This window comes from Kitasatospora sp. NPDC096204 (assembly GCF_044763205.1).
In the GTDB taxonomy this organism is placed as follows: Bacteria; Actinomycetota; Actinomycetes; order Streptomycetales; family Streptomycetaceae; genus Kitasatospora.
In genome coordinates this window covers 252330-277815 of the sequence record NZ_JBIWFT010000003.1, presented here as the reverse complement: position 1 = coordinate 277815, position 25486 = coordinate 252330, and the positions used below count along the sequence as shown (strand labels likewise).

Below are 25486 nucleotides of genomic sequence, written 5' to 3'. Positions count from 1 at the left end.
AACCGTTTTCCGTTCCACCCCGCACCCGTGCTAAGGTTCAATCACCGACGCGGGGTGGAGCAGCTCGGTAGCTCGCTGGGCTCATAACCCAGAGGTCGCAGGTTCAAATCCTGTCCCCGCTACAAAGGCCAGAGGCCCGGAGGATCCTTCCTCCGGGCCTCTGGTGTTTTCCGTGCCGTTCTCGCCCCGGAAGCGGCAGGAACCGCTCCGGTACTATCGACCGTCGCCAAGGACGACGGCAGCGGGGTTTGTGGGGTTGAAGTGTCGGGAAATCGACAAAGCGCCGAAGCAATTCCGTCGGCTTCGGGTCGGCCCCGCCGGAATTCGGCCGGGGCAGGTGTACGCGGGTACTGGGTGATGCGACGATGGGACACATGGGGGACGGTGCACGGCCGCTGACCGGCCGTCGGGTCCGGCGCCTCTCCTGGGAGTCCCCCCGGCCGCGCGCCGGGGCACGATGCCGCGACACTCTGGGGGAGCGGGAGTCGGCATGAGGCTGATCGGCAAGTCAGGCGCCAGGTCCTCGGCGGCCGTCGAGGCGGACACCGACGCCTGGGCGGATAGCGCCGAGGCCACCGCCAACCACCCCGGAGCCCTGCCCGCCCAGCGCACCAGCGGACTGTCCGAACGCCCCCCGGCCCCGGGCTACGGGCCTGACAGCCTGGTCCACGTGTCGACCCGTCAGTTCGCCGCCGCCGTCGGCGCGTACGGGGAGGACGCCGGCGGGAAGTCGGCCACCGGTGCCGCGCTCGACCCGGCGGGCCTCGACTCGACCAGCTTCGAGACCGCCCTGGCCGCCCGCGAGTCCGCCGCCCTGGAGGCCCGTCACCGGCAGGCCGCCGACGGCGGCGACCCGGACGCCGCCTGCCGGCTCGGCACCCTGCTGCTGCGCCGCGGGGAGCTGGAGGACGCCGAGCCGTACCTGCGCGCCGCCGCGGCCGCCGGGGTGCGCGCCGCCGCCAACAACCTCGGTGTGCTGCTGCACCAGCAGGGCCACCGGGCCGAGGCCGGCCAGTGGTGGCGCCACGCCGCCGTGGCCGGCAGCGCGCCGGCCGCGCACGCGCTCGGGCTGCAACTGCGCGACCAGGGCGAGGAGGAGGCGGCCGAGTACTGGCTGCACTTCGCCGCCGACCACGGCCACCCGCTGGGCGCTTACGCGCTGGGCGACCTGATGGAGCACCGGCGGGACGTGCGCGCCGAGCGCTGGTTCAAGGTCTCCGCCGACGCCGGGCACCGGGAGGCCTCCTACCGGCTGGCCCGGATGCGCGAGGCCGCCGGGGACAAGGAGACCGCCGAGACCTGGTACCGCACCGCCGCCGCCCGCAGCCACGCCCGCGCCGCGCTGCGCCTGGGCGTGCTGCTGGAGGAGCGTGCCCGCACCGACCGGTCGCTGCTGGACGAGGCGGCCCGCTGGTACCGGCAGGCCGCGCAGAACGGGGAGTCGCGCGCGGCGTGCGCGCTGGGCTTCCTGCTGCGCGACTCCGGGGACCTGGCGGCCGCCGCCGAGTGGTGGCAGGAGGCCGCCGAGGCCGGGGACGGCAACGCCGCCAACGCGCTGGGCGCGCTGCACGCGAGCCGCGGCGAGGCCGCCGAGGCCGAGCACTGGTACCGCGTCGCGCTGGACGCCGGCGACCAGAACGGCGCCTTCAACCTCGGCCTGCTCTGCGCCGGCACCGGCCGCGAGCAGCAGGCCGAGCAGTGGTACCGCCGGGCCGCGTACGCCGGGCACCGGGAGGCCTGCAACGCGCTGGCCGTGGTGCTGCTGCAGCGCGGCGACGAGTCCGGCGCCCAGCCCTGGTTCTCCAAGGCGGCCGAGGCCGGCAGCGTGGACGGCGCGTTCAACCTCGGGGTGCTGCACGCCGGGCGCGGCGAGCAGCAGCAGGCCCACGAGTGGTACGCGCGGGCCGCGGCCGAGGGGCACGGCGAGGCGGCGCTGCAGCTGGCGGTCGTCCAGGAGCAGCGCGGCAACCTGGCCGGGGCGCTGGAGCGCTACCGGCAGGCGGCGGCGGGCGGTTCGGCGGAGGGCGCGTTCCGGCTGGCCTCGCTGCTGGACCGGCGCGGGGACGCGGACGCCGAGGCCGAGCACTGGTACGCGCTGGCGGCGGACGCCGGGCACCGCCGGTCGCAGGTGCGGATGGGTGTGCGGGCGGCCGAGCGCGGGGCGCTGGAGATCGCCGAGAGCTGGTACCGGCGGGCCGCCGAGGCGGGCAGCCGCAGTGCCGCGTTCAACCTGGGGCTGCTGCTGGCCCGGCAGGACAGCGAGGCGGAGGCGATGCTCTGGTACACCCGGGCCGCGGACGCCGGGCACGGTCGGGCGGCGCTGCGCCTGGCGCTGCTGGCGCTGCGGCGCGGGGAGCCGGTGCAGGCGGAGAACTGGTGCCGGCGGGCGATCGACTCCGGGCCGGCCGAGGTGGCCGAGCGGGCCGGGCGGTTGTTGGGCGCGCTCGACGCGGAGTTGAGCGCGTAGCGCCTGGCCCTGCCAAGTCCCGTGCGGGTGGCGGGAGTCGGGTCGGACCTGGCGGTCAGGCCAGGTCAGGCCAGGCCAGGTCGGATCGGTCCGGTCACGGCCGGCAGTCGGGGCACAGGCCGCGGTAGGTGACCTCGGCGGCGGTGACGGCGAAGCCGAAGCGCTCGGCGGCGGGGAGGGCGGCGAGCGGGTCGCCCTGGGGGTGGACGTCGCGGATCGCGCCGCAGCCCGAGCAGACCAGGTGCTGGTGGGCGCGGTGCGCGTTGGGGTCGTAGCGCTTGGCGCGGCCGTCGGTGGCGACCTCCATGACCTCGCCGAGGGCGACGAGTTCGCCGAGCGTGTTGTAGACGGTGGCGCGGCTGATCTCCGGCAGCCGGGCCGTCGCGCGGGTGTGCACCTCGTCCGCGGTGAGGTGGACGTGCTCGCCGTCCAGGACCTCGGCCACGACCCGGCGTTGCGAGGTCAGCCGCCAGCCTCTTCCGCGCAGTCTCTCCAGCAGGTCGCTCATGTCATCCAGGGTAGGTCAGGCTCTGAGATTGGTTCCAGTGTTGACTTGGACAAAGTCCAAGTTAGGATCGTGTCATCACGACCGGACATCGCGGAGGCACACCCATGACGACCCAGGACGAGCTGCGCCCGACCCTGACCACGGAGGCGGGTGCCCCCGTCGCCGACAACCAGAACACCGAGACGGCCGGCGTCGGCGGCCCGGCGCTCATCCAGGACCAGCAGCTGTTCGAGAAGCTCGCGCACTTCAACCGCGAGCGGATCCCGGAGCGCGTGGTGCACGCCCGCGGCGCCGGCGCGTACGGCACCTTCACCGTGACCGCCGACGTGACGCCCTGGACCCGGGCGGCCTTCCTGTCCGAGGTCGGCAAGCAGACCGAGGTCTTCCTGCGCTTCTCCACCGTGGCCGGCAACCTCGGCGCGGCCGACGCGGTGCGCGACCCGCGCGGCTTCGCGGTGAAGTTCTACACCGAGGACGGCAACTACGACCTCGTCGGCAACAACACCCCGGTCTTCTTCATCAAGGACGCCCTGAAGTTCCCCGACTTCATCCACACCCAGAAGCGGGACCCGTACACCGGCTCCCAGGAGGCGGACAACGTCTGGGACTTCTGGGGCCTGTCGCCCGAGGCCACCCACCAGGTGACCTGGCTCTTCGGCGACCGCGGCATCCCCGCCTCGTACCGGCACATGAACGGCTACGGCTCGCACACCTACCAGTGGCAGAACGAGGCCGGCGAGCACTTCTGGGTCAAGTACCACTTCAAGACCGACCAGGGCATCCGCAGCCTCACCCAGGACGAGGCCAACACCCTCGCCGGCCAGGACCCGGACAGCCACCAGCGCGACCTGCGCGAGTCGATCGAGCGCGGCGAGTTCCCCAGCTGGACGGTGCAGGTCCAGATCATGCCGGCGGCCGACGCGGCGAACTACCGCTTCAACCCCTTCGACCTCACCAAGGTCTGGCCGCACGCCGACTACCCGCCGATCGAGATCGGCAAGCTGGAGCTCAACCGCAACCCCGACAACATCTTCGCCGAGGTCGAGCAGTCGATCTTCTCCCCGGCGCACTTCGTGCCCGGCATCGGCCCGTCCCCCGACAAGATGCTCCAGGGCCGCCTGTTCGCGTACGGTGACGCCCACCGCTACCGGGTCGGCATCAACGCCGACCACCTGCCGGTGAACCGCCCGCACGCCACCGAGGCGCGCACCAACAGCCGGGACGGCTACCTGTACGACGGCCGCCACGGCCGGCGGAAGAACTACGAGCCGAACAGCTTCGGCGGCCCGGTGGAGACCGGCCGCCCGCTGTGGGCCGCGACCGCCGTCGACGGCTCCACCGGCACCCACGCCGCGCCCTCGCACGCCGAGGACAACGACTTCGTGCAGGCCGGCGACCTGTACCGGCTGCTCTCCGAGGAGGAGAAGCAGCGCCTGATCGGCAACCTGTCGGGCTTCATCGCCAAGGTCTCCGCCGACCGCGAGGACATCGTGGAGCGCGCGGTCGACAACTTCCGCAAGGCCGACGCCGACTTCGGGCAGCGGCTGGACGCGGCGGTCCGGGAGCTGCGCAAGCAGTAGGCACCGGGCCGGCACGGCGGCGGCCCCCTGACCGGCTCCCACCGGTCAGGGGGCCGCGACCGTCTCTCGGACACCCCAGGCGCTCGGACAGTCAGGCGCTCAGGCGCTCACACCTCCGAGGCCCCGGCCGTTCAGACGCTCAGCCGGCGCAGGGCCTCCTCGTGCAGCAGGCCGTTGGAGGCGACGGCGTCGGCGCCGCCGGGGCCGGGGACGCCGTCCAGGCCGGTGAAGCGGCCGCCGGCCTCCTCGACGATGATGCAGTTGGCCGCCATGTCCCACAGCGACAGCTCGGGCTCGGCCGCGATGTCGACGGCACCCTCGGCGACCATCATGTACGACCAGAAGTCGCCGTACGCGCGGGTGCGCCAGCAGGCACGGGTGAGGTCCAGGAACGGGTCCAGACGGCCGCGCTCCTCCCAGCCGGTGAGCGAGGAGTACGAGAAGGACGCGTCCTCGATCCGGGAGACAGCGGAGACGTGCAGCCGGGAGGCCTTGGCCAGGCTGCGGCCGCCGAACGCGCCCAGGCCCTTGGCCGCCCACCAGCGCCGCTGCAGCGCCGGGGCCGAGACGATGCCGACCACCGGGCGCTCGACGCCGTCCGGGCCGTCCTCCAGCAGGGCGATCAGGGTCGCCCAGACCGGGACGCCGCGGATGTAGTTCTTGGTGCCGTCGATCGGGTCGATCACCCAGCGGCGCGGGCCCGAGCCCTGCAGACCGAACTCCTCGCCGAGGACGGCGTCACGCGGCCGGGCGCGCTGGAGCACGCTGCGTACGAGCTCCTCGGCGGCCTTGTCGGCGTCGCTCACCGGCGTCAGGTCGGGCTTGGTCTCGATCTTCAGGTCGAGGGCGCGGAAACGCTCCAGGGTGACCGAGTCGGCCGAGTCGGCGAGGACATGGGCGAGTCGGAGATCGTCGTGGTAGTCGGCCATGCCGGAAACCCTAGCCGGTCGGTGCGCCGCGGTGCTCGGTCTCAGTGCGCCGTGCCGCTGAGCTGGAGGCCGATCACACCGGCGATCACCAGCGAGATCGAGACCAGCTTGAGCACCGAGGTGCTCTCGCCGAGGAAGAGCATGCCGTAGATCGCGGTGCCGGCCGCGCCGATGCCCGTCCACACCGCGTAGGCGGGGCCCACCGGCAGGGTCTTCAGCGAGATGGTGAGCAGGCCGAAGCTGCCGAGGGCGAACACGCAGAAGCTGATGGTGGGCCAGAGCTTGGTGAAGCCCTCGCTGAGCTTGAGGTTGACCGCGAAGCCGGTCTCCAGCAGGCCGGCCAGGACCACCAGGGCCCATGCCATCGGGTGCCCTTCCTGTCGATCGACGGTCGGACCGCGGATGGCCCGACTTTCCTATGATCGCCAGGAGGGGCCGCTCCGACACCTCGAACGGGCCACCAACCCCGGGGAAGAACGGGGGAAGGCGGACTCAGTCGGCCTCGCCCTCCTTGCTGGCCAGCAGCCGGCGCAGCGAGTAGAGCCGGGCGGCCTCCGCGTGGCCGTCCGCGACCCAGGCGTCCAGTGCGCAGTCCGGCTCGTCGTGGCTGCACGCGCGCGGGCAGCCGACGGTGCCGGGCTCCAGGTCGGGGAAGGCGTGGATGACCCGGGACGGGTCGATGTGCGAGAGCCCGAAGGAGCGGAAGCCGGGGGTGTCGATCACCCAGCCGGGGTTCAGGGCCTTCTTCGAACCCGGCTTGGCGCCGGGCGGCGGGGGCAGCCGCAGAGCCAGGGCGGAGACGGTGGTGTGCCGGCCGCGGCCGGTGACCGCGTTGACGTGCCCGGTCTGCCGCTGGCGGTCCGGGACGAGCGCGTTGACCAGGGTGGTCTTGCCGACGCCGGAGTGGCCGATGAACACCGTGGACAGCCCGCGCAGGTGCTCGCGGACGGCCTCGGCGCCGGTGGTCTCCAGCTCGTCGCGGCGGGTGACCACGTACTTGATGCCGAGCGGGGCGTAGGAGTCCAGCAGCGTCGAGGCCGGCGCGAGGTCGGACTTGGTGAGCACCAGCAGCGGCTCCATGCCCGCGTCGTACGCCGCCACCAGGCAGCGGTCGATCAGCCGCGGGCGCGGCTCTGGGTCGGCCAGCGCGGTGACGATGGCCAGCTGCTCGGCGTTGGCGACCACGATCCGCTCGTACGGGTCGTCGTCGTCCGCGGTGCGGCGCAGCACCGAGCCGCGCTCCTCGACCCGGACGATCCGGGCGAGGGTGTCGGCGTCCCCCGAGAGGTCGCCGACCAGGTTGACCACGTCGCCGACGACGACGCCCTTGCGGCCCAGCTCGCGGGCCTTCATGGCGACGACCTGGCGCTCCTGCTTCGTCCCCGGGTCGACCAGGCAGGTGACCCGACCGCGGTCGACGGTCAGCACCATCGCCCCGGCGGCGTCCTCATGTTTGGGCCGGATCCTGGTCCGCGGCCGGGAGCCCCGGCGGGCGGGGCGGTTGCGGATGTCGTCCTCGTCGGCGTCCTTGCCGTAGCGGCGCATGTGCTCAGTCTCCGCTCAGGCGCCCGCCGCCGCTTCGCCGAGCAGCTCGGCCCACATCGCCGGGAAGTCGGGGAGGGTCTTGGCGGTGGTGGCGACGTTCTCGACCTCCACGCCGGGCACGGCGAGGCCGAGCACGGCGGCGGCGGTGGCGAGGCGGTGGTCCTCGTAGGTGTGGAAGATGCCGCCCCGCAGCGGGCGGGGGCGGATCCGCAGGCCGTCCTCGGTCTCGGTGACGTCGCCGCCCAGGTCGTTGATCTCCTTGGCGAGCGCGGCGAGCCGGTCGGTCTCGTGCAGGCGCAGGTGGGCGATGCCGTACAGGTGCGACTCGGAGTCGGCGAGCGCGGCGACGGCGGCGATCACCGGGGTGAGCTCGCCGACGTCGTGCAGGTCGGCCTCGATGCCATGGATCCGGCCGGTGCCGGTGAACTGGAGGCCCTCGTCGGTGAACTCGCAGGCGCCGCCCATCCGGGTGTAGATCTCGCGCAGCTGGTCGCCGGGCTGGGAGGTGTGCCCGGGCCAGTCCCGCACGGTGACCCGGCCGCCGGTGACCAGGGCGGCGGCGAAGAACGGCGCGGCGTTGGAGAGGTCCGGCTCGACCACCAGGTCGCGGCCGATCAGGGCGCCCGGGGTGACCCGCCAGACGTCCTTCTCGCCGCCGTCCTCGGGGGCGTCGACCTGGGCGCCGGCCAGGCGCAGCATCTCCACGGTCATCCGGATGTGCGGCAGCGACGGGACCGGGCCGCCGACGTGGCGGACCTCGATGCCGTGGTTGTAGCGGGCGCCGGAGAGCAGCAGGGCGGAGACGAACTGGGACGAGGAGGAGGCGTCCAGCTCGACCGGGCCGCCGTCCAGCGAGCCGGTGCCGTGCACGGTGAGCGGGAAGGCGCCGCGGCCGCCGTCGTCGATCCGGGCGCCGAGCGCGCGCAGGGCGTTGATCACGCCGTGCTGGGGGCGCTCGTAGCAGCGCGGGTCGCCGTCGAAGTGCACCGGGCCGTCGGCGAGGACGGCGAGCGGGGGCAGGAAGCGCATCACGGTGCCGGCGTTGCCGACGTCGACCGAGGCGGGGCCGAGCAGGGCGGGGGCGGGGATGACCCGCCAGGCCTCGCCGCCGCCGGTGCCGCCGGAGTCGTTGTTGACCTTCTCCTCGATGGTGACCCCGAGGGCGCGCAGGCCGTCGGCCATCAGCTGGGAGTCGCGGCTGCGCAGCGGGCGGCGCACCCAGCCCGGCCCGTCGGCGAGTGCCGCCAGCACCAGGGCCCGGTTGGTGACCGACTTGGAGCCGGGGATGGTGACGGTGGCGTCGACGGGGCTGGTCGCGACGGGGGCGGGCCACAGGGTCTCGGTCATGGGGCAAGTCTAGGGGCCCTGCCCGGACAGTCCTGGCTGCGGTCGGACGGCGGGACACCTGCTGGGGACGGCGGGACGCCTACTGGAGGGGCTGGAGCAGCCAGGCGGCGCCGAGGGCGAGGCAGGCGAGGGCGACGAGCAGGAAGACGGTGACCCAGGCGAGGGCGGGGACGTGGGTGAGCCGGGCGAGCTGGTCGGCGTCGGAGTCGCGGGCCCAGCCGATCCGGCGCTGGTGCTGGAGTTCCAGGACGGGGCGGACGGCGCCGAACAGCAGGAACCAGCAGCCGAGGTAGGCGAAGCCGGCCTGGACCTCGGCGCTGCCGAACCAGGAGACCAGGAAGAAGGCGCCGCCGGCGACGAGCACGCTGAGGAAGCCGAAGGCGTTGCGGATGCGCAGGAGCAGGGCGAGCAGCAGCAGGATCGCCAGCCAGAGCAGCAGGGTGATCCGGTCGGCGGCGAGCAGGGCGGCGCAGCCGAGGCCGAGCAGGGCGGGGGCGGTGTAGCCGGCGGCGAGGGTGAGGACCATGCCGGGGCCGGTGGGGCGGCCGTAGGAGAGGGTGAGTCCGGAGGTGTCCGAGTGCAGTCGGATGCCGGTCAGTTTGCGGCGGGTGGCGACGGCGGCCAGGCCGTGGCCGCCCTCGTGGGCGATGGTCACGGCGTTGCGGGCGACGTGCCACAGCGGGCGGGCCAGGACGGTGAGCAGGGCGGCGGCGCCGGTGGCCAGGACGAGCCAGCCGGGCGGGGCGGTCTGGGTGCCGGCCACCTGGTTCCACAGGTCGCCGAGGGTCCCGTCGTTCGCGTTCATCGGTGTCTCTCCGCCTCCGTCCGCCGCACTGGGCCGTCGCGTTGGGCCGTTCGGGGCAGCCTCCCATGCGGGGACGGGCGGGAGGGAGCGGGTGGTTCTGGCCGGGGGATGAGGAAGTCCTGAGGACGGGCGGCATGGCAAGCTGGCCCGCATGTGCGGTCGGTTCGCAGCGAGCGGCAAGCCCGAGGACATCGTCGAGCTGTTCGGCGTCGAGCAGTGGGATCCGGAGGAGACCCTGGACCCGAACTGGAACGTCGCGCCGACGAACAGCGCCTTCGTGGTGCTGGAGCGGCTGGGGCGGGAGCAGTCGCGGCCGGTGCGGCAGTTGCGGGTGCTGCGCTGGGGGCTGGTGCCGCAGTGGTCGAACTCCGCCGAGACGGCGGTGAAGATGATCAACGCGCGGTCGGACACGGTGCACGAGAAGCCCTCGTACCGGCAGGCTTTCGCCGCGCGCCGGTGCGTCCTGCCGGTGGACGGCTACTACGAGTGGCAGACGGTGCCGGGGGAGCGGGGGAAGGCCCGCAAGAAGCCGTACTTCGTCTCCCGCGTGGACGGGAGCCCGCTGGCGCTGGCCGGGCTGTACGAGTTCTGGCGCGACCGGGCGGTGCCGCCGGGGCATCCGGAGGCGTGGCTGGTGACGTTCACGATCGTCACCACGGACGCCGAGGAGGCGCTGGCGCCGATCCACGAGCGGATGCCGCTGTTCCTGGACCGGGCGGACTGGGACGAGTGGCTGGACCCGCGGCTGACCGATCCGGACGGGCTGCGCCGCCTGCTGACGCCCCCGCCGCCGGGGGCGCTGCTGGCCACCCCGGTGTCGCCGGCGGTCGGCAGCATCCGCAACAACGGTCCCGGGCTCAAGGAGCCGTGGGCCGAGGCCGAGTACGAGACCACGCTGTTCTGAACCACTCCTGGAGTCGCCGAGATGAGCGCCACCGAACCGGTCCCCACCGAACCGGTCCCCACCGAACCGGTCCCCACCGACGCCGGGGAGGCCCGGATCACCTGGCACCGGGCCGCGAAGCCCGTGGCGGTGCTGGCGCTCGGCCACGGCGCGGGCGGCGGGATCGAGGCCCGGGACCTGGTGGCGCTGGCCGGGGCGCTGCCGGCCAGGGGGATCACCGTGGCGCTGGTCGAGCAGCCCTGGCGGGTGGCGGGCAAGCGGCTCGCTCCGGCGCCGAGGACGCTGGACCTGGGCTGGCGTCCGGTGGCGGAGCGGCTGGCGGGGGCGGGGCTGCCGCTGGTGGTGGGCGGGCGCAGCGCCGGGGCGCGGGTGGCCTGCCGGACGGGGGCGGCGAGCGGGGCGGTGGGGGTGGTGGCGCTGGCGTTCCCGCTGCACCCTCCGGGCAGGCCGGAGAAGAGCCGGGCCGAGGAGTTGCTGGGGTCCGGGCTGCCGACGCTGGTGGTGCAGGGTGCGGCGGATCCGTTCGGCGGGCCGGGGGAGTTCCCGGAGCTGCCGGCGGGGCACGAGCTGGTGCCGGTGCCGTACGGCAGCCACGGGTTCGATGTGCCCAAGCGGGCGCCGGTGGGGCGGGACGAGGTGCTGGACCTGATCTGTTCGTCGGTGGGGGACTGGGTGCTGCGGCTGGTGTGAGGCCGGGCGGTGGCGGGGCCTCGGGCCGTGCGCGGACCGTTTCTGTTCGATCACTCGTGCGAGTGAACGGTGCTCGGGGCCGGGAATGCGGGCGGGGCCGGGGTGGTTGTCGTGTCCGTCAGCATGAGTCACCGGTGAGAGAGGCAGGGCAGATGGGTTCGATCGCGTGCCCGGAACGGCCTGAGGAGCGCGAGGCCACCGCGGCGTTCGCCCCCTCCTGGTCGGAGTGGCTCGACGCGGGCGAGAAGCCCGTCAGCCCTATATCCTCCATTTCTGGGCGGCCCGCCGTGGGCCGTTCCCGTCATGCCGAGGAGGTGGGTCCGGTCGTCGGGACCGAGCACGAGGCCGATCCGGGCCGTGGCCCGGGCGACGCCATGCCCACGGGCGAGGCGCTCACCGGTGAGGAGCTGGCCGAGGCGATCGGTGAGGACACCTACCGGGTGTCGGCGGAGGAGAGCGAGGAGGCCCGGCGGGAGCGCTTCGAGCGCGACGCCCTGGGCTACCTGGATCCGATGTACTCGGCGGCGCTGCGCATGACGCGCAACCCGGCCGACGCGGAGGACCTGCTCCAGGAGGCGTTCGCCAAGGCGTACGCGTCGTTCCACCAGTTCCGTGAGGGCACGAACCTCAAGGCCTGGCTGTACCGCATCCTCACCAACACGTTCATCAACTCGTACCGCAAGAAGCAGCGGGAGCCCCAGCGCACCGCGGCGGAGGAGATCGAGGACTGGCAGCTGGCCCGGGCCGAGTCGCACATGTCGACCGGTCTGCGCTCGGCCGAGACCCAGGCGCTCGACCACCTCCCCGACAGCGATGTGAAGGACGCGCTCCAGGCCATCCCGGAGGAATTCCGGATCGCCGTCTATCTCGCGGACGTAGAAGGCTTTGCGTACAAGGAGATCGCGGACATCATGGGTACTCCCATCGGTACGGTGATGTCCCGGCTGCACCGCGGCCGTCGTCAGCTGCGCGGCATGCTGGAGGATTACGCCCGTGAGCGCGGGCTCGTCCCGGCCGGCAGCGGGGCAGGGCAGGAAGCGAAGGGCTCGGGCTCATGAGCTGCGGCGATCCGCACGAAACCGAGTGTGGCGAGGTCCTCGACCACCTCTATGAATTCCTCGACAACGAGATGCCCGAGGGCGACTGCGTAAAGTTGCGGGTGCACTTCGAGGAGTGCTCGCCCTGCCTGAAGCAGTACGGGCTGGAGCAGGCGATCAAGGCGCTGATCAAGCGTTCCTGCGGGTGCGACGACACGCCGACGGACCTGCGCAGCAAGGTCCTGGCCAGGATCGACTCGATCCGGGCCGGGCAGCGCTCGGGCGAGCCGGTGGTGGTCGCGGTGGAGACCACCGTCGAGGTGCACGCCGAGTCGGCGCGGCCGGCGCCCAGACCGGGCGGAGCGGCCGGACAGGAGCCGGCGCACCCCGGCGCACCGGTCGAGGCCGGCGCCCAGGCGGAGTGACGGCCCGTCGGCCGAACGTCCGTGCGGTGGTCGACCAGTCGGTCGACGGCCGGGCGCGGTAGTCCGCCGGCCCGCCGTTGAGGGCGGGGTCGGTGGTTCGGGCAAGGAGTACAGCGGCCCCGGGAGCGTGAGCTCCCGGGGCCGCTTCCGTTCCGCCCGCGGGCGTCCTCACTCGTTCGGGTGAGTTGGCGGTGCGCCGCCTGTGCCGTTGCGGCATCATGCGTCCCCATGCCCGGGTGGCCGCCTATTCTCCTGACGGTCACTCACCGTCGGTCCGTCCGGCGCGTCGAGGCAGCACGGGGTCCGTACGGCGGGGAGGTCGAGATCGCTACCGACTGTGGAGGACCGGCCCTGCCACGAGGGGCGGCGCGCTACCTGGCGGCCGTCCCGGCGGCGGCGCTGTGCTGCCTGGTGCCGCTGCTGCCCGCCGGGGCCGCCCCCGGGGTGCCGCACTGGCTCGGCGCGCCGGTGGACTGGCCCAAGGTCGCGCTGCTGGCCTTCCTGCACGGCTGCTGGGAGTCCCTGGCCCAGGGCCTGCCCACGCCCTGCCTGGTGCTGGTGCGCCGGCTGCTGCGCCGCCCGGCGCTGCCCGAGCGGGTGCCCGCCAGGCCCGGGGTGAACGCCTTCTTCCCGGTGCTGTTCGCCGGGGTGCTGATGCTCCCGCCGGCCGCCGCCGCCCTGGTCGCCGCCCCGGCCGCGGTGCTCGGCGGACCGAACGGGCGCGGCTGCCGCCCGCGCCAGCTGTTCAACGGCTCCCAGCTCGCGCTGTGCGCCTTCGCCTCCTCGGCCGCCTTCCACCTGCTGCACGGCCCGCAGCTGCTGCTCGGCTCCCGCTTCCCGGCCGCGCTGCTGCCCGGATTCGCCGCCGTCGCGGTGTTCTGCCTGGTCAACGGGGTGGTGGTGGGCGTCATGCTGATGCTCAGCGAGGGCCGCGGGCCGCGGGTGCTGCTGCGCGGGGCGCACTCGGTGTACGGGCTGCCGGTGCTGGTGCACGCGGCCGGCGGTCTGATGGTCGCGGTGCTCTGGCAGGGCCCGTACGGCGCGTTCGCGGCGCTGCTCGCACTGCTGCCGCTGTCCATCTCGGCCTGGGTGTTCGCCCAGGGCCAGCGCGAGCGCGACGCCCACCAGGCGACCGTGCAGTCGCTGGTGCAGGCCGTGGAGATCAAGGACTCCTACACCCGCGGCCACAGCGAACGCGTCGGCCTGGCCTCGGTGCTGATCGCCACTCAGCTCGGCATGGAGGCCGAGCGGCTGCGCACCCTGCGCTTCGCCGGCATCCTGCACGACGTCGGCAAGCTCGGGGTGGCCACCGAGCTGCTGCGCAGAAACGGTCCCCTCACCGAGGCGGAGCGCCGGGCGGTGGAGATCCACCCGGTGTACGGGTACGAGCTGGTGCGCGGGATCGACTTCCTCGGCGAGGCGCACGCGGGGATCCTGCACCACCACGAGCGGATGGACGGCCGGGGTTACCCGAGCGGGCTGGCCGGCGAGCAGATCCCCGAGTTCGCCCGGATCATCTCCGTCGCCGACGCCTTCGACTCGATGACCTCCACCCGCTCCTACCGGCGCGGACGCCCGGTCGGCGAGGCGGTCGCGGAGCTGGAGCGCTGCTCGGGCAGCCAGTTCGACCCGGTGATGGTGCGGGCGCTGATCGACGCGCTGGCCGGGCACGACTGGCAGCCGGTGGTGCACTCCGAGGACTCCATCCAGGCGGTGCCGGACATCCCGCTCGGGGTGCCCGAGCCGGTCCGGGCGGCGCCGGGTCGGGTGCCGCCGGGTCGGGTGCCGCCCCAGGGCGGGAGCTTCCCCCCGGTCGGGCAGCCGTGAGGGCCGGCGGGCGCGGCGCCGTGCGCCGTACCGCAGCCGGCCGGACGACTGCCGGGCGGACGGTGCCGGGGCCCGGGGTGTTCGGGCTCCGGAGGCTGGGGCGTGTGCTCCTGGGGTGCACGCCCCACGGGCGCACCGCGCGCGGGGTGCATGCCGCGGCCGCCGCGCTGCTGGCGCTCGCGCTGGGCGCGGTCGTGGTGCGCGGGGTCGCGGAGCCAGGGGTCGCGCTGGCGTTCACCGCGCTGATCACGCTCGGCGAGTGCGTCCGCATCACCCTTCCGGGCGATCGGGAGCAGGCGCCGATCGGCGCGGCCGCCGGGCTGGCGTACGCCGTGCTCGGGCCGCTGCGCGGAGTGCCGACCGCGCACGGGACGCTTCAGGTGGTCGCGGTGACCGGGGCCGGCCTGCTGCTGGGCTGGCTGGTCGGCGGCGCCGGTCACCCGCACCGCCGCCCGCCCTGGGCCGACCCGGCCCGCCGCGACGGCGCCGCCCGCCGGCTGCTCGCCGTCGGCTTCGCGGCCGCCGTCTTCCAGCCGCTCTACAACGGCGGCATGGTCGACCGCTTCTCGCCCGAGGGCCCGGCGTACGGGGTGTTCCTGACCACCGTGGCCGGGCTGGCCGCGCTCTGTGACGCCACCCTGGCGGCGCTGCTGCGCCGCTCCGGTGGCGGGCCGCGGTTCCCGGCCGCGCTGGAGGACGAGCTGCGCTCGCTGTTCGGCATCGGCTCGGCGATCGTCGCGACCGGGATGCTGGTCAGCCTGGCGGCCGGCGAGGTCGGGCTGTGGGCGCTGCCGCTGTTCTGCACCCCGCTGCTGCTCGCCCAGGTGTCCTTCCGCCGCGCCGCCGCCGTACGGGCCACCACCGGGCAGACCATCGCCAGCCTCGCCCGGGCCACCGAAGTGGCCGGTTACACCCCGCACGGGCACGCGCGCAGGGTCGCGGACACGGCGTGCGCGCTCGGCCGCGAGCTGGGTATGGGCACCCACGAGCTCGCTCTGCTGGAGTACGCCGCGCTGATGCACGACGTCGGCCAGCTGTCCCTGGTCGAGCCGGTGCCGGACGGCGCCACCGCGCTGCTGCCCGGCGCCGAGCAGCGGCGGATCGCCCGCCTCGGCAGCGAGGTGATCAGCCGCACCGGAGTGCCCCGGCAGGTCGCCGAGCAGGTCGCCCGGCTGGCCGACCCCTGGACCGGTCCCGCCCCCGGTGAGGGCCAGGTGCCGCTCGCGTCCCGGATCATCCGGGTCGCCAACGCCCACGACGACCTGCTCACGGCGGCCCGCGGCCGGGGCATCGGCGAGGCGGTCGGGCGGCTGGAGGTGCTGGAGGTGCTGCGACTGGGCCGCGGCCGGGTCTACGACGCCCGCGTGGTGGACGCCCTGGCCAGGCTGAACGGCCGGGGCCGCCGCTGAACGGCCGGGGCCGCCGCCGGGCCCGGCAGGCCCGTCCGGCCAGGGCGTCCGGGGGCCGCCGCGGGGTGCTCCGGGCCCGCGCCGCGCGGGTCCGTCCGCCGCCGTCGCGGCCTCCGGGAACCGGGCCGCGGCCGTCAGGGGTTGAGCGGGCGGGATCGGACAGGCAGGCTGGGGAGGGGCGGGCCCCAACCTCGGCGGTGGGGAGCGCGGGCGGGGGCGGGCGTGGTTGGATGCGGTCGTAGCGTGGAACACCGACCCGGGGCACCGGGCCCCGCACACCGTCGGAGGCGGTACGGGCACGGTGGCACGGGACTTGAGCGGACGACGACGGCAGGGACGAACGTGAGGATCTTCCACCGGGCACGGCACCGGCCGTCCGCCACCTGGCGGCAGACGACCGACCGGGCCTTCACGCTGATCGGCGACGGCCGCTACGAGGACGCCGGCGCGCTGCTGGTGATGGCCGCCGACCTGGAGCCGTGGCTCTCCGACTCCTGGTTCAACCTCGCCCTGCTGCACAAGTTCCGCCGGGACTGGGAACAGGCCCGTTCGGCCGGCCTGCGCGCCGTCGCCCTGCTGGACCGCGAACACGGCGCCCCCGACTGGTGGAACCTCGGCATCACCGCCACCGCCCTCCAGGACTGGCCGCTGGCCCGCCGCGCCTGGCAGGCGTACGGCCTGAAGCTGCCCGGCGGCCCCGGCACGCAGCAGGACGGCCCGGTCAGCCTGGACCTCGGCACCACCCCGGTGCGGCTCTCCCCGGACGGCGAGTCCGAGGTGGTCTGGGGCCGCCGGCTGGACCCGGCCAGGATCGAGGTGCTGTCCATCCCGCTGCCCTCCTCCGGCCGCCGCTGGGGCGAGGTGGTGCTGCACGACGGCGCCCCGCACGGCGAGCGGGTCACCGACGGCGTCGCCTACCCGGTGTTCGACGAGATCGAGCTGTGGGCGCCCTCCCCGGTGCCGACGTACGTGGTGCTGCTGCAGGCCGCCACCGCCGGTGACCGGGACGCCCTGGAGCGGCTGGTCGCCGACGCCGGCTACGCGGCCGAGGACTGGACGTCCTCGGTGCGGCTGCTGTGCCGGGCCTGCTCGGAGAGCCGGATGGCCTCCGACGACGGCGTCGCCGCCCACCACGACCCCCACGACGACGGCGACGCCGCCCACCCCGGCCACCTCAGCCACCTCAGCCAGGGCGGCGCGGCCGGGATGTCCTGGCTGGTCGAGCGCGAGTGCGGGATCGCCGCCCCGGCGCACCTGGTGCGCACCCTGCTGGACCGCTGGGTCGCGGCGGCCCCGGGAAGCCGGGCTTACCGGGATCTCGAAGAGGTGTGCTGAGTACCCTGGTGAGGTAACGCGTACACCTACGGAAGCGGAAGACATGGCGGAGCAGGCCGAGCAGCACGAGCACGAGCACGACGTGGAGGGGACGGCGCCCGAGACGCCCGTGAAGGTGATCGGTGAGGAGCCCGACCTCAGCAAGGGCACCGCGCGTCCGATCACCGTCGTCGGCAACCCGGTCCTGCACCGCGAGGTCAAGGACGTCACCGTCTTCGACGGCGAACTGTCCGCGCTGATCGACGACATGTTCCAGTCGATGTACGCCGCCGAGGGCGTCGGCCTCGCCGCCAACCAGATCGGCGTCGACCTCAAGGTCTTCGTCTACGACTGCCCGGACGACGACGGCGTGCGCCACATCGGCCACGTGATCAACCCGGTGCTGGAGGAGTACCCGGCCGACCGCCGCCGCGTCCTGGACGACGGCAACGAGGGCTGCCTCTCCGTCCCCACCGCCTACGCCGAGCTGGCCCGCCCGGACTACGCCGCCGTCACCGGCGTCGACAAGGACGGCAAGGCGATCCGCGTCGAGGGCACCGGCTTCTTCTCCCGCTGCCTGCAGCACGAGACCGACCACCTCTACGGCACCCTCTACATCGACAAGCTGTCGAAGCGGGACCGCAAGGACGCCCTGCGGCAGATGGCCGAGGGCACCCCGAAGTACGCGACGGTGCCGAACGCGTGACGGCGGAGCGGTAGTCGCCGAAGGCCGGCGCGGGGTGGACCACCCCGCGCCGGCCTTCGGCCTTCTTCCCCGGTCCCGGACCGCTACCGGACGAAGAGCCACTCCGGGCCGTAGGTGGAGTTGGGGTCCGCGGGGAGCTTGACGGCGTTGATCTTCCGTGCGGCGTCCGCCAGGTCGCTCATGTTCCCGATCGCGGTGAAGAGCTCGTTCGGGTTGCCGCCCCAGGCGTGTTCGAGGGAGGTCAGCATGGCGCTGTAGGCCGTGTTGAAGTCGAGCAGGGCGGCGGCGGTGGACTGGTCGGGTGCGTTGGCGGGGTCGTTGGCCCAGCCGCCGGCGGGGACCCGGGCGACCGGCGAGGTGTCCGGGAGCGGGACGTCGGGGCCGGTGAAGTCGAACTTCCCCGTCACGGGGTCCTGTACGAGCTTCTTGCCGACCGCGATCTCCTTGAACGCGTAGTAGTGGGCGAGTTCGCCCGGGGCGCCGGGGAACGGGTTGTCCGGGGAGGCCGTGGTGCCCTCGCCCTGGGTCTGGATGATGTCGATCGCCTTCAGGACGTCGTCGATGGTGTTCATCGCGACGATGTCGTTGCCGGCGCCGTGGCTCGACCCGAGCGGGAAGGTCACCTGGTTCTGCCCGGTCAGCAGGTGGGCGAAGTTCGGGAAGACATCGGCGATCCGCTGGTAGAAGGCGCCGATCGTGTTCCCGTCGGCGGCGAAGGCGAGCGGGTTCTCGGGCTTCTCGATGTCCGAGAAGAGGTACGCCGACTCCCGGGTCAGCCCGCCGAGGGAGACGATCAGCCCCGGGTTGACCCCGCCGGGCAGTTCGCCCGGGTACTTGGGGACGGTGGCGGGGTCGGTGAGGACGACGGTGCCGCCGATGCTGGTGAGCATGTTGCAGACCAGGCCGAAGTGCGACATCTCGTCGAAGACGATCTCGCGGATCGTGTGGCGGACGGGCTGGGAGGGGTCCTGGCCGGTGATCGACCAGAGCGCGGTGGCGTAGGGCGGGATGGTGGAGAGCTCCAGCATGATCGCCCGCTGCAGCGCGTCCTTGAGCTCCTGCTCGCCCCAGTCCTCCTCGGCCATGCTCATGAGCTGGACGATCGCGTCGCTCTCGTAGTCCAGGATTCCGGTCGTTGCCACGGTGTTCCCCTTTCGCTCGGCTGTGCGCCGGACCGTAGCCGCCTGCCGGTGGTGCGTGTGCGCGTCGTGCCGGTGCGGGCCCGGGATTCATCCGGACGGGCCGGGGCGGGGAGCCGTCAGGGGGACGTCCTGGAGTGGCCGAGGGGATCATCGGCAGGCGGTGCCGGGGTTGCCCGGAGAGATCGCGGGGAGTCCTCGGCCGACCGAACCGACAGTGGTGCCCCGCACGGGCTGTCGCCGTGCGGGGCACCACTGTCATTCGCTCTTCTTTAGAAGTCGTCGTCGAAGGACACCGAGCCCTCGACGGCCACCTGGTACGCCGACACGCGGCGCTCGAAGAAGTTGGTCAGCTCCTGGACGTTCTGGAGCTCCATGAAACCGAACGGGTTGGTCGACCCGTAGCGGATCGGCAGGCCCAGGCGGGCCAGGCGCTGGTCGGCGACGGCCTCCAGGTACTGGCGCATGGAGGCGGTGTTCATGCCGGGCAGGCCGTCACCGCAGAGGTCCTGGGCGAACTGGAGCTCGGCCTCGACGGCCTCCTCCAGCATCTCGGTGACCTGCTTGGCCATCTCGTCGTCGAAGAGGTCGGGCTCCTCCTCGCGGACGGTGTCCACCACGGAGAACGCGAAGTCCATGTGCATGGACTCGTCGCGGAACACCCAGTTGGTGCCGGTGGCGAGGCCGTGCAGCAGGCCGCGGCTGCGGAACCAGTACACGTAGGCGAACGCGCCGTAGAAGAACAGGCCCTCGACGCACGCCGCGAAGCAGATCAGGTTCAGGAGGAACGCGCGGCGGTCCTCCTTGGTCTGCAGCGAGTCGATGTGGTCGACCGCGTTCATGTACTTGAAGCAGAACTTGGCCTTCTGCGCGATGGAGGGGATGTTCTCCACGGCCGCGAACGCGGCCGCGCGGTCCTCCGGGTCGGGCAGGTAGGTGTCCAGCAGCGTCAGGTAGAACTGCACATGGACGGCCTCTTCGAACAGCTGCCGCGAGAGGTACAGCCGCGCCTCGGGCGAGTTGATGTGCTTGTAGAGGCTCAGCACCACGTTGTTCGCGACGATCGAGTCACCGGTCGCGAAGAAGGCGACCAGGCGGCCGATCATGTGCCGCTCGCCCTCGCTCAGCTTGGCGAGGTCGGCGACGTCGGAGTGCAGGTCCACCTCCTCCACCGTCCAGGTGTTCTTGATGGCGTCCCGGTACCGGTCGTAGAACGACGGGTAGCGCATCGGGCGCAGGGTCAGCTCGAAGCCGGGGTCGAGCAGCATCTTGCGGTCTTCAGGGGTGCTCACTGGCAGGCCTCGCAGGACTCGGGGTTCTCCAGGGAGCAGGCGATGGCGGCTTCCTGCTCCGGGGTGAGGGAGGGAGTGTTCACGGGCACCGGCGCGGCGGCCCGGGCGGTGCCGGACGCGGCCTGGGCGATGCGGGTGGCCGGGCGCGAACGCAGGTAGTAGGTGGTCTTCAGACCGACCTTCCACGCGTAGGCGTACATCGAGCTGAGCTTGCCGATGGTCGGCGCCGCCATGAACAGGTTCAGGGACTGGCTCTGGTCCAGGTACGGCATGCGGGCCGCGGCCAGGTCGATCAGGGCGCGCTGCGGCAGCTCCCAGGCCGTGCGGTACAGCGACCGCACCTCGGCCGGCAGCCAGTTCAGCTCCTGGACGGACCCGTTGGCGTCGCGCAGGGCGTCGCGGGTCTGCTGGTCCCAGACGCCGAGATCCTTGAGCTCGCGCACCAGGTACGGGTTGACCTGGAGGAACTCGCCGGACAGCGTCTCGCGCTTGAACAGGTTGGACACCTGCGGCTCGATGCACTCGTACACGCCGGCGATGGAGGCGATGGTCGCGGTCGGCGCGATGGCCAGCAGCAGCGAGTTGCGCAGGCCGGTCTCGGCGATCCGGGCGCGCAGCGCCGTCCAGCGGTCGGCCCACTGCGGGGCGGCCGTCGGGAAGTGGTCGATGTGCAGCTCGCCGCGGGCGGCGCGGGTCTCGCCGTACGCCTCGTGGCGGCCGAGCTGCTCGGCCAGGTCGGCGGAGCGCTCGTACGCGGTGAGCATGATGCGCTCGGCGATGAGGGTGGAGAGGGTCTTGGCCTCGGCCGAGTCGAAGTCGAGCCGCAGCTTGAAGAAGACGTCCTGGAGGCCCATCACGCCGAGGCCGACCGGCCGCCAGCGGGAGTTGGACGTCCCGGCCTCGGTGGTCGGGTAGAAGTTGATGTCCACCACGCGGTCGAGGAAGGTGACGGCGGTGCGCACGGTGGCGTCCAGCCGGTCCCAGTCCATCGCGCCGATCAGGTCGTCGGCCGAGGCGCCGACGGCGACGTGGGCGCCCAGGTTGACCGAGCCCAGGTTGCAGACGGCGGTCTCGGAGTCGTCCGTGACCTCCAGGATCTCGGTGCACAGGTTGGAGGAGTGCACCGTGCGGCCCGGCAGGGCGGTCTGGTTGGCGGCGCGGTTGGAGGCGTCCTTGAAGGTCATCCAGCCGTTGCCGGTCTGCGCCAGGGTGCGCATCATGCGGGCGTACAGGGTCTGCGCCGGGATGGTGCGGACGGCCTTGCCGGCCTGCTCGGCCTTGCGGTAGGCCTCGTCGAAGTCGGCGCCCCACAGGTCGACCAGCTCCGGCACGTCGGCCGGGGAGAACAGCGACCAGTCCTCGTTGGCGTTGACCCGGCGCATGAACTCGTCCGGGATCCAGTGCGCCAGGTTGAGGTTGTGGGTGCGGCGGGCCTCTTCGCCGGTGTTGTCGCGGAGCTCCAGGAACTCCTCGATGTCGGCGTGCCAGGTCTCCAGGTAGACGCAGGCCGCGCCCTTGCGGCGGCCGCCCTGGTTGACGGCGGCGACCGAGGAGTCGAGGGTGCGCAGGAACGGCACGATGCCGTTGGACTTGCCGTTGGTGCCGCGGATCAGGCTGCCGCGCGAGCGGATGCGCGAGTAGGACAGGCCGATGCCGCCGGCGTGCTTGGAGAGGCGGGCGATCTGCGCGTAGCGGTTGTAGATCGAGTCCAGGTTGTCCAGCGGCGAGTCGAGCAGGTAGCAGCTCGACATCTGCGGGTGCCGGGTGCCGGAGTTGAAGAGCGTCGGCGAGGAGGTCAGGTACTCCAGGCGGCTCATCAGGCCGTACAGCTCGGCCACCTCGCGCACGGACTGCTCGCTGTCGCCGACCGCCAGGCCACAGGCGACGCGGAGCAGGAAGTGCTGCGGGGTCTCGATCACCTTGCGGGTGATCGGGTGGCGCAGCAGGTAGCGGGACTGCACGGTGCGCAGGCCGAAGTACTCGAAGCGGTCGTCGCCGGTGGTGTCGATCAGCGCGTCCAGGGCGGCGGCGTGCTTGGTGACGAAGTCCGCGGTGGTGTCGCCGATCAGGCCCTCGGCGTGGCCGACGGCGATCGAGGCGGAGAAGGACACCGAGCCCTGGCTGTTCGCCTCGTCGACGATCTCCAGGGCGAGCAGGCGGGCGGCCAGCTTCGAGTACTGGGGGTCCTCGGCGATCATCGACGCGGCGGCGTCCACGGCCAGCCCGCGCAGCTCGGCGAAGTCCGAGCCGGCGTGGCGGCCGCGCAGCGCGGCCGCGGCGACATGGCCGGGGTCGACCTCGGTGAGGTCGGTGCTGCGGTCGGTGAGAAGCCGCAGCAGGGCGCCGCCGGGGTCGGAGACCGTCGGGTCGGTGAAGGCGGTACCGGTGCCCTGGGCGGGCAGGGTGGCTGAGGCGGCGGTGGTCAAGGCGCTCTCTCCTGGCGGCGATCGGCGGCGGTGATCGGGGGCCACCGGGCCGATCGGGGCAGGGGAGCACGGCACGAACGCAGATGGCGTCGCGCGACGGTGACTCCCCGGCCCGCCCGCGAGGCCCGGAGGGGTACTGCTCGTGCCGGCGCGGCCTCTGCGGGAGGGCCGTGGCGCACGCTGGCGGCAGGTCATCGGACTCGCGGTACGGCTGCTGGAGCCGCCCGCACACCGCTGCGGGGCAGTCCCGGATTCGCACCGGGTTCCCCTGCATCGACAGCAGAAGCGAGCATACATGTAGTGCCGCCGGACTGTGGTGGCACCATATGTTGTGCCTGTCGTGTCGCGGATGTGCGTGGGACGGGCGGCCGGTCAGTGCTTGAGATAGACCTTGTACGTACTCGAATCACCGGTCGGCGAGGTGAATTGGGCGACCAGCCGGTAGTGCCCGGCGGTGCTCAGGGCCTCGCTCACGGCCCGGTCGGTGGCCCTCGGCGCGGTGCTGTCGAGGACGACCATCGTGAACCAGCCGTCCCGGATCGCGGCCACGCTGCCGTCGTCGCCGTGGTGCTGGACGCCGGCCCCGTCGCGGTACTCCGTGCCGGTGCGCGCGGAGACCCACTGCTCGGGCTTGGAGACGCTGCCGAGGTAGTACTCGGCGAGTCCGTCGACCTCGGTGAGATAGCGGCCCTGGGGCTGCGTGTGGGCCGCCAGGACGGCCAGCAGGCGGCCGGAGTCGGGCCCGTTCTGGTAGCGCAGGGCGGACTGTTCCAGGCCGAGGGCGAGCAGGGCGACCCAGGCCAGGATGCCGAGCTGGGGATGGCGGAAGTGGGCGCCGACCAGCCGGGTCAGGCCGACCCCGGCGAGCGGGGCGGCGAGCAGCATGCCGTAGCCGAGGTGGCGGAACAGCGCGCCGGACGTGCCGGTCCACAGGTGGGCGGCGGGGACCAGCAGCGCGGTGACGGTCAGGGTGGCCCCGAGTAGGGCGCGCAGGCCCCGGGTGGTGGGGACGGCGTCCCTCTCCGGCGCGTCGTGCTCGTTCATCTGTTCGCGGCGCGCGTAGGCGATGGTGCCGGCCACCGCGAGGACGGTGAAGAGGCCCGCCCACTGGAGCGTGGCGACCAGGATCGAGCCGGCCGAGCCGGGGGCGTTGCCGTGCGAGGGTGACCACCCGGCGACCTTGCCGAGGGTGCCGTACGGGAGCAGCAGGACGAGGGTGCCGAGCGCCGCCAGCAGCGCGCGAAGGCCGGCCGGGCCGACCCGGTGGTACGGCCGGGCGCAGGCGAAGGCGAGGGCCATCAGGGCGGGGACGGCGAAGGCCGCGGAGTAGGCCACGGTGCAGGCCAGCGCCGTGGGCGGGGCGGCGAGCAGAGCCAGGGCCGGATGGCGTCTCGCGGTGAACACCGTGGTCCAGGCCGCGAGGGCGACCAGCAGGACGGCGAGGGACTCGGGCGCGGCGTAGAAGCCGACCACGACGGTGGACTGGAGGACGGCGTACACGGCGATCGCGCAGATGGCGACCCGCTCGTTGAACAGCCGCCGGGTCAGCGAGTACAACAGGACGGTGGTGAGCAGCGCGAAGCCGAGGCTGAGCAGCCGGGTGCCCCAGATGCCGTTGGCGTCGGCGGCGGCGCCGGCCAGTGGTGGGTAGAGCCAGGGTGAGCCGTGCACCCGGTCGACCAGGTCGGTGGTGACGGGGGTGCCGTGTAGGAGGTGGGCCAGCTGTTGGCGCCCGGCGACCATGGCGGCGGCCTCGTCGGGGTGCGCGGCGGCCAGCAGGCGCAGCGAGAGCGCGGCCTGGACGGTCAGGACGGCGCCCAGCAGGCCGAGGGCGATCCGGCGGCGGCGGGGGCTGGCGCCCGGGTCCCAGCCGATCGCGGGGACCGGTGGGATGGTGTACGGGGCGAGGTCGACGCCGTCGGGGTTGTCCACCGCCACGGCCGTGCGGGACCCGGTGGGGTCGGGTTCCGGTTCGGTGGTCTGGCCGTGGGCGGGGCTGCCGTGGGCGGAGCGGCTGCGCGGGACGGGAGGGAAGTCGGAATCAGTGTTCATCGGGGGTTCCGGATGTCGAAGCCGTAACGGGGGTCGGACACGCGCTGCTTGAACGCGGCGAGGGTGTCCGGGACGGCCTCGACCCGCCAGTCCGCCCGCTTGACGATGTTGAACCAGACGAAGCCGACGATGTCGTCGTGTGCCTCCAGCCCGGAGAACAGCTGGTCGATGTCCGCGTGCTGGCGCTTGCCCTGCTCGGAGGCGGTCTCGCTGATGAAGAAGGGCTTGTCGGAGAAGGTGCGGATCTCGGCCATGGTCGGCCCGTAGAGGGTCTCGAAGGTCTTCGGCCCGGTGCGGGTGAAGTAGCCGGTCATGCCGGCCCAGTCGACGTAGGTGTCGCCGGGGTAGTACGGCGCCAGGCGGGTGTTGGGCGCGGGGTCGGTGATGTTGGGGCTCCAGACCCAGATCACGTTGGTGGCGCCGGCCTGGTCGAAGAGGTCGTGGACGTGGCGCCAGGCGGCCACGAAGTCCTGGGGGGTGGTGGCCTGACGGCCCCACGGGTACCAGTCGCCGTTCATCTCGTGGGCGATGCTGATGGCGATCGGTAGGTTGAGCTTGGCGACGGCCTTGGCGACGCCGCGCACGTAGTCGTCGGTGTCGCCGGCCGCGATCGAGGCGAGCGAGCGGTCGTGCGGCTCCCAGGCCATGAAGGGCAGAGCCCCGGCCTCGTGGATCCGGCGCACGCCGGCGGTGTCGAAGCCGCCCTTCCAGTGGGCGTAGTACTCCAGGACGTTGGGCTGCTTTCCGATCGCGGAGCTGTAGCCGGGCAGCGCGTCCATCGTGGCGGGGACGTCGGGCAGGGCGGCGCCGAGGTACTTGTGGCTCGGTTTGAGCAGCGGCGTGACGTCGTACGGGACGCCGGCGGGCAGGGCCTTGGGCCGGGCCGGCGCCGTCGGTGCGGCGCTGCCGGCGGCTCCGGGGGGCGCGGCGGCAGCGGCGGGGGCTGGGGCGAGGTCCTTCTGCATCGCGAAGCCGGGGTCCTGGGGGCCGCACGCGGTGACGAGCAGCAGGCCGACGGCGGTCAGCAGCGGGAGCGCCAGCCGGCGACGGAGTCGGCCGGCCCGCCGGAGGGGGGCGGTCATGG

The 25486-nt window shown here is 73.3% G+C and carries 21 protein-coding genes, 1 tRNA gene and 1 riboswitch; of the genes, 11 read left to right on the top strand and 11 right to left on the bottom strand.

What is annotated here, in order from left to right; genetic code table 11:
• The first annotated feature begins 48 nt into the window (after positions 1-48).
• Together ACIQ87_RS04645 and ACIQ87_RS04640 are read left to right on the top strand one after the other, a co-directional pair.
• Positions 49-122 (top strand) — tRNA-Met (locus ACIQ87_RS04645).
• 368 nt (positions 123-490) lie between these two features.
• Entirely contained in the window at positions 491-2467 is a 1977-nt protein-coding gene (locus tag ACIQ87_RS04640) for a tetratricopeptide repeat protein (RefSeq protein WP_402401439.1), read from the top strand.
• Between the two features lie 94 nt (positions 2468-2561).
• Here ACIQ87_RS04640 and ACIQ87_RS04635 read toward each other — a convergent pair whose 3' ends face one another.
• Entirely contained in the window at positions 2562-2975 is a 414-nt protein-coding gene (locus ACIQ87_RS04635; protein ID WP_402401436.1) for a Fur family transcriptional regulator, read from the bottom strand.
• A gap of 104 nt (positions 2976-3079) precedes the next feature.
• Between ACIQ87_RS04635 and ACIQ87_RS04630 the strand changes: the two genes are divergently transcribed.
• On the top strand, positions 3080-4555 hold the full coding sequence (locus ACIQ87_RS04630) for a catalase (protein WP_402401433.1): 1476 nt from the start codon (positions 3080-3082) through the stop codon (positions 4553-4555).
• A 131-nt stretch (positions 4556-4686) separates the two neighbouring features.
• On the opposite strand, the gene hisN is transcribed toward ACIQ87_RS04630, so the two are convergent.
• The 5 genes from hisN to ACIQ87_RS04605 all read right to left on the bottom strand — a co-directional run bounded on the left by hisN (position 4687) and on the right by ACIQ87_RS04605 (position 9181).
• A complete protein-coding gene (hisN, locus tag ACIQ87_RS04625; RefSeq protein ID WP_402401430.1) occupies positions 4687-5484 on the bottom strand; it encodes a histidinol-phosphatase in 798 nt (265 codons plus the stop codon).
• Between the two features lie 41 nt (positions 5485-5525).
• A complete protein-coding gene (locus ACIQ87_RS04620; protein ID WP_402401428.1) occupies positions 5526-5849 on the bottom strand; it encodes a DMT family transporter in 324 nt (107 codons plus the stop codon).
• Positions 5850-5976: 127 nt separating this feature from the next.
• Positions 5977-7029: a ribosome small subunit-dependent GTPase A gene (rsgA, locus tag ACIQ87_RS04615; RefSeq protein ID WP_402401425.1), complete on the bottom strand. Its 1053-nt coding sequence runs from the start codon at positions 7027-7029 to the stop codon at positions 5977-5979.
• A gap of 15 nt (positions 7030-7044) precedes the next feature.
• Complete coding sequence (gene aroA, locus ACIQ87_RS04610) at positions 7045-8376, bottom strand: 3-phosphoshikimate 1-carboxyvinyltransferase (RefSeq protein WP_402401422.1); 1332 nt, start codon at positions 8374-8376, stop codon at positions 7045-7047.
• 79 nt (positions 8377-8455) lie between these two features.
• Positions 8456-9181: a M50 family metallopeptidase gene (locus tag ACIQ87_RS04605; protein WP_402401419.1), complete on the bottom strand. Its 726-nt coding sequence runs from the start codon at positions 9179-9181 to the stop codon at positions 8456-8458.
• A 151-nt stretch (positions 9182-9332) separates the two neighbouring features.
• Here ACIQ87_RS04605 and ACIQ87_RS04600 point away from each other — a divergent pair, with 151 nt between their 5' ends.
• From ACIQ87_RS04600 to def, 8 genes are all read left to right on the top strand, one after another.
• Positions 9333-10085, top strand: coding sequence for an SOS response-associated peptidase (locus tag ACIQ87_RS04600; protein ID WP_402401417.1), 753 nt, complete (start codon positions 9333-9335; stop codon positions 10083-10085).
• Positions 10086-10106: 21 nt separating this feature from the next.
• The gene (locus tag ACIQ87_RS04595) at positions 10107-10775 is read left to right on the top strand and encodes an alpha/beta family hydrolase (protein WP_402401414.1); all 669 of its coding nucleotides are present in this window, start codon (positions 10107-10109) and stop codon (positions 10773-10775) included.
• A gap of 152 nt (positions 10776-10927) precedes the next feature.
• Positions 10928-11833 carry a sigma-70 family RNA polymerase sigma factor gene (locus ACIQ87_RS04590; protein ID WP_402401411.1) on the top strand — a complete coding sequence of 302 codons (906 nt, stop codon included), beginning with the start codon at positions 10928-10930 and terminating at the stop codon, positions 11831-11833.
• Positions 11830-12237 (top strand): mycothiol system anti-sigma-R factor, encoded by a 408-nt coding sequence (gene rsrA, locus ACIQ87_RS04585; RefSeq protein WP_402401408.1) that lies wholly within the window; start codon positions 11830-11832, stop codon positions 12235-12237. The genes ACIQ87_RS04590 and rsrA overlap by 4 nt, the downstream gene beginning before the upstream one ends.
• Before the next feature lie 411 nt (positions 12238-12648).
• Entirely contained in the window at positions 12649-14064 is a 1416-nt protein-coding gene (locus ACIQ87_RS04580; RefSeq protein WP_402401405.1) for an HD-GYP domain-containing protein, read from the top strand.
• A gap of 146 nt (positions 14065-14210) precedes the next feature.
• Complete coding sequence (locus ACIQ87_RS04575) at positions 14211-15473, top strand: HD-GYP domain-containing protein (RefSeq protein ID WP_402401402.1); 1263 nt, start codon at positions 14211-14213, stop codon at positions 15471-15473.
• A 342-nt stretch (positions 15474-15815) separates the two neighbouring features.
• Positions 15816-16808 carry a tetratricopeptide repeat protein gene (locus ACIQ87_RS04570; protein WP_402401399.1) on the top strand — a complete coding sequence of 331 codons (993 nt, stop codon included), beginning with the start codon at positions 15816-15818 and terminating at the stop codon, positions 16806-16808.
• A gap of 43 nt (positions 16809-16851) precedes the next feature.
• Positions 16852-17493 carry a peptide deformylase gene (def, locus tag ACIQ87_RS04565; protein WP_402401396.1) on the top strand — a complete coding sequence of 214 codons (642 nt, stop codon included), beginning with the start codon at positions 16852-16854 and terminating at the stop codon, positions 17491-17493.
• Between the two features lie 83 nt (positions 17494-17576).
• On the opposite strand, the gene ACIQ87_RS04560 is transcribed toward def, so the two are convergent.
• The 5 genes from ACIQ87_RS04560 to ACIQ87_RS04540 form a co-directional block, all read right to left on the bottom strand.
• Entirely contained in the window at positions 17577-18635 is a 1059-nt protein-coding gene (locus ACIQ87_RS04560; protein ID WP_402401393.1) for a ferritin-like protein, read from the bottom strand.
• A gap of 269 nt (positions 18636-18904) precedes the next feature.
• A complete protein-coding gene (locus tag ACIQ87_RS04555) occupies positions 18905-19900 on the bottom strand; it encodes a ribonucleotide-diphosphate reductase subunit beta (protein ID WP_392874237.1) in 996 nt (331 codons plus the stop codon).
• Between the two features lie 20 nt (positions 19901-19920).
• Positions 19921-22326 carry a ribonucleoside-diphosphate reductase subunit alpha gene (locus tag ACIQ87_RS04550; RefSeq protein ID WP_402401865.1) on the bottom strand — a complete coding sequence of 802 codons (2406 nt, stop codon included), beginning with the start codon at positions 22324-22326 and terminating at the stop codon, positions 19921-19923.
• A gap of 191 nt (positions 22327-22517) precedes the next feature.
• Positions 22518-22673, bottom strand: a riboswitch (cobalamin riboswitch).
• A gap of 49 nt (positions 22674-22722) precedes the next feature.
• A complete protein-coding gene (locus ACIQ87_RS04545) occupies positions 22723-24402 on the bottom strand; it encodes a glycosyltransferase family 39 protein (RefSeq protein WP_402401390.1) in 1680 nt (559 codons plus the stop codon).
• Positions 24399-25484 carry a glycoside hydrolase family 26 protein gene (locus ACIQ87_RS04540; RefSeq protein WP_402401387.1) on the bottom strand — a complete coding sequence of 362 codons (1086 nt, stop codon included), beginning with the start codon at positions 25482-25484 and terminating at the stop codon, positions 24399-24401. The genes ACIQ87_RS04545 and ACIQ87_RS04540 overlap by 4 nt, the downstream gene beginning before the upstream one ends.
• Positions 25485-25486 lie beyond the last annotated feature (2 nt).

Excerpts from the sequence above, each read along its gene's own strand:
- ACIQ87_RS04640 (WP_402401439.1), top strand. The coding sequence starts at position 491 with ATGAGGCTGATCGGCAAGTCAGGCGCCAGGTCCTCGGCGGCCGTCGAG.
- ACIQ87_RS04635 (WP_402401436.1), bottom strand. The coding sequence starts at position 2,975 with ATGAGCGACCTGCTGGAGAGACTGCGCGGAAGAGGCTGGCGGCTGACC.
- ACIQ87_RS04630 (WP_402401433.1), top strand. The coding sequence starts at position 3,080 with ATGACGACCCAGGACGAGCTGCGCCCGACCCTGACCACGGAGGCGGGT.
- hisN (WP_402401430.1), bottom strand. The coding sequence starts at position 5,484 with ATGGCCGACTACCACGACGATCTCCGACTCGCCCATGTCCTCGCCGAC.
- ACIQ87_RS04620 (WP_402401428.1), bottom strand. The coding sequence starts at position 5,849 with ATGGCATGGGCCCTGGTGGTCCTGGCCGGCCTGCTGGAGACCGGCTTC.
- rsgA (WP_402401425.1), bottom strand. The coding sequence starts at position 7,029 with ATGCGCCGCTACGGCAAGGACGCCGACGAGGACGACATCCGCAACCGC.
- aroA (WP_402401422.1), bottom strand. The coding sequence starts at position 8,376 with ATGACCGAGACCCTGTGGCCCGCCCCCGTCGCGACCAGCCCCGTCGAC.
- ACIQ87_RS04605 (WP_402401419.1), bottom strand. The coding sequence starts at position 9,181 with ATGAACGCGAACGACGGGACCCTCGGCGACCTGTGGAACCAGGTGGCC.
- ACIQ87_RS04600 (WP_402401417.1), top strand. The coding sequence starts at position 9,333 with ATGTGCGGTCGGTTCGCAGCGAGCGGCAAGCCCGAGGACATCGTCGAG.
- ACIQ87_RS04595 (WP_402401414.1), top strand. The coding sequence starts at position 10,107 with ATGAGCGCCACCGAACCGGTCCCCACCGAACCGGTCCCCACCGAACCG.
- ACIQ87_RS04590 (WP_402401411.1), top strand. The coding sequence starts at position 10,928 with ATGGGTTCGATCGCGTGCCCGGAACGGCCTGAGGAGCGCGAGGCCACC.
- rsrA (WP_402401408.1), top strand. The coding sequence starts at position 11,830 with ATGAGCTGCGGCGATCCGCACGAAACCGAGTGTGGCGAGGTCCTCGAC.
- def (WP_402401396.1), top strand. The coding sequence starts at position 16,852 with ATGGCGGAGCAGGCCGAGCAGCACGAGCACGAGCACGACGTGGAGGGG.
- ACIQ87_RS04555 (WP_392874237.1), bottom strand. The coding sequence starts at position 19,900 with ATGCTGCTCGACCCCGGCTTCGAGCTGACCCTGCGCCCGATGCGCTAC.
- ACIQ87_RS04545 (WP_402401390.1), bottom strand. The coding sequence starts at position 24,402 with ATGAACACTGATTCCGACTTCCCTCCCGTCCCGCGCAGCCGCTCCGCC.
- ACIQ87_RS04540 (WP_402401387.1), bottom strand. The coding sequence starts at position 25,484 with ATGACCGCCCCCCTCCGGCGGGCCGGCCGACTCCGTCGCCGGCTGGCG.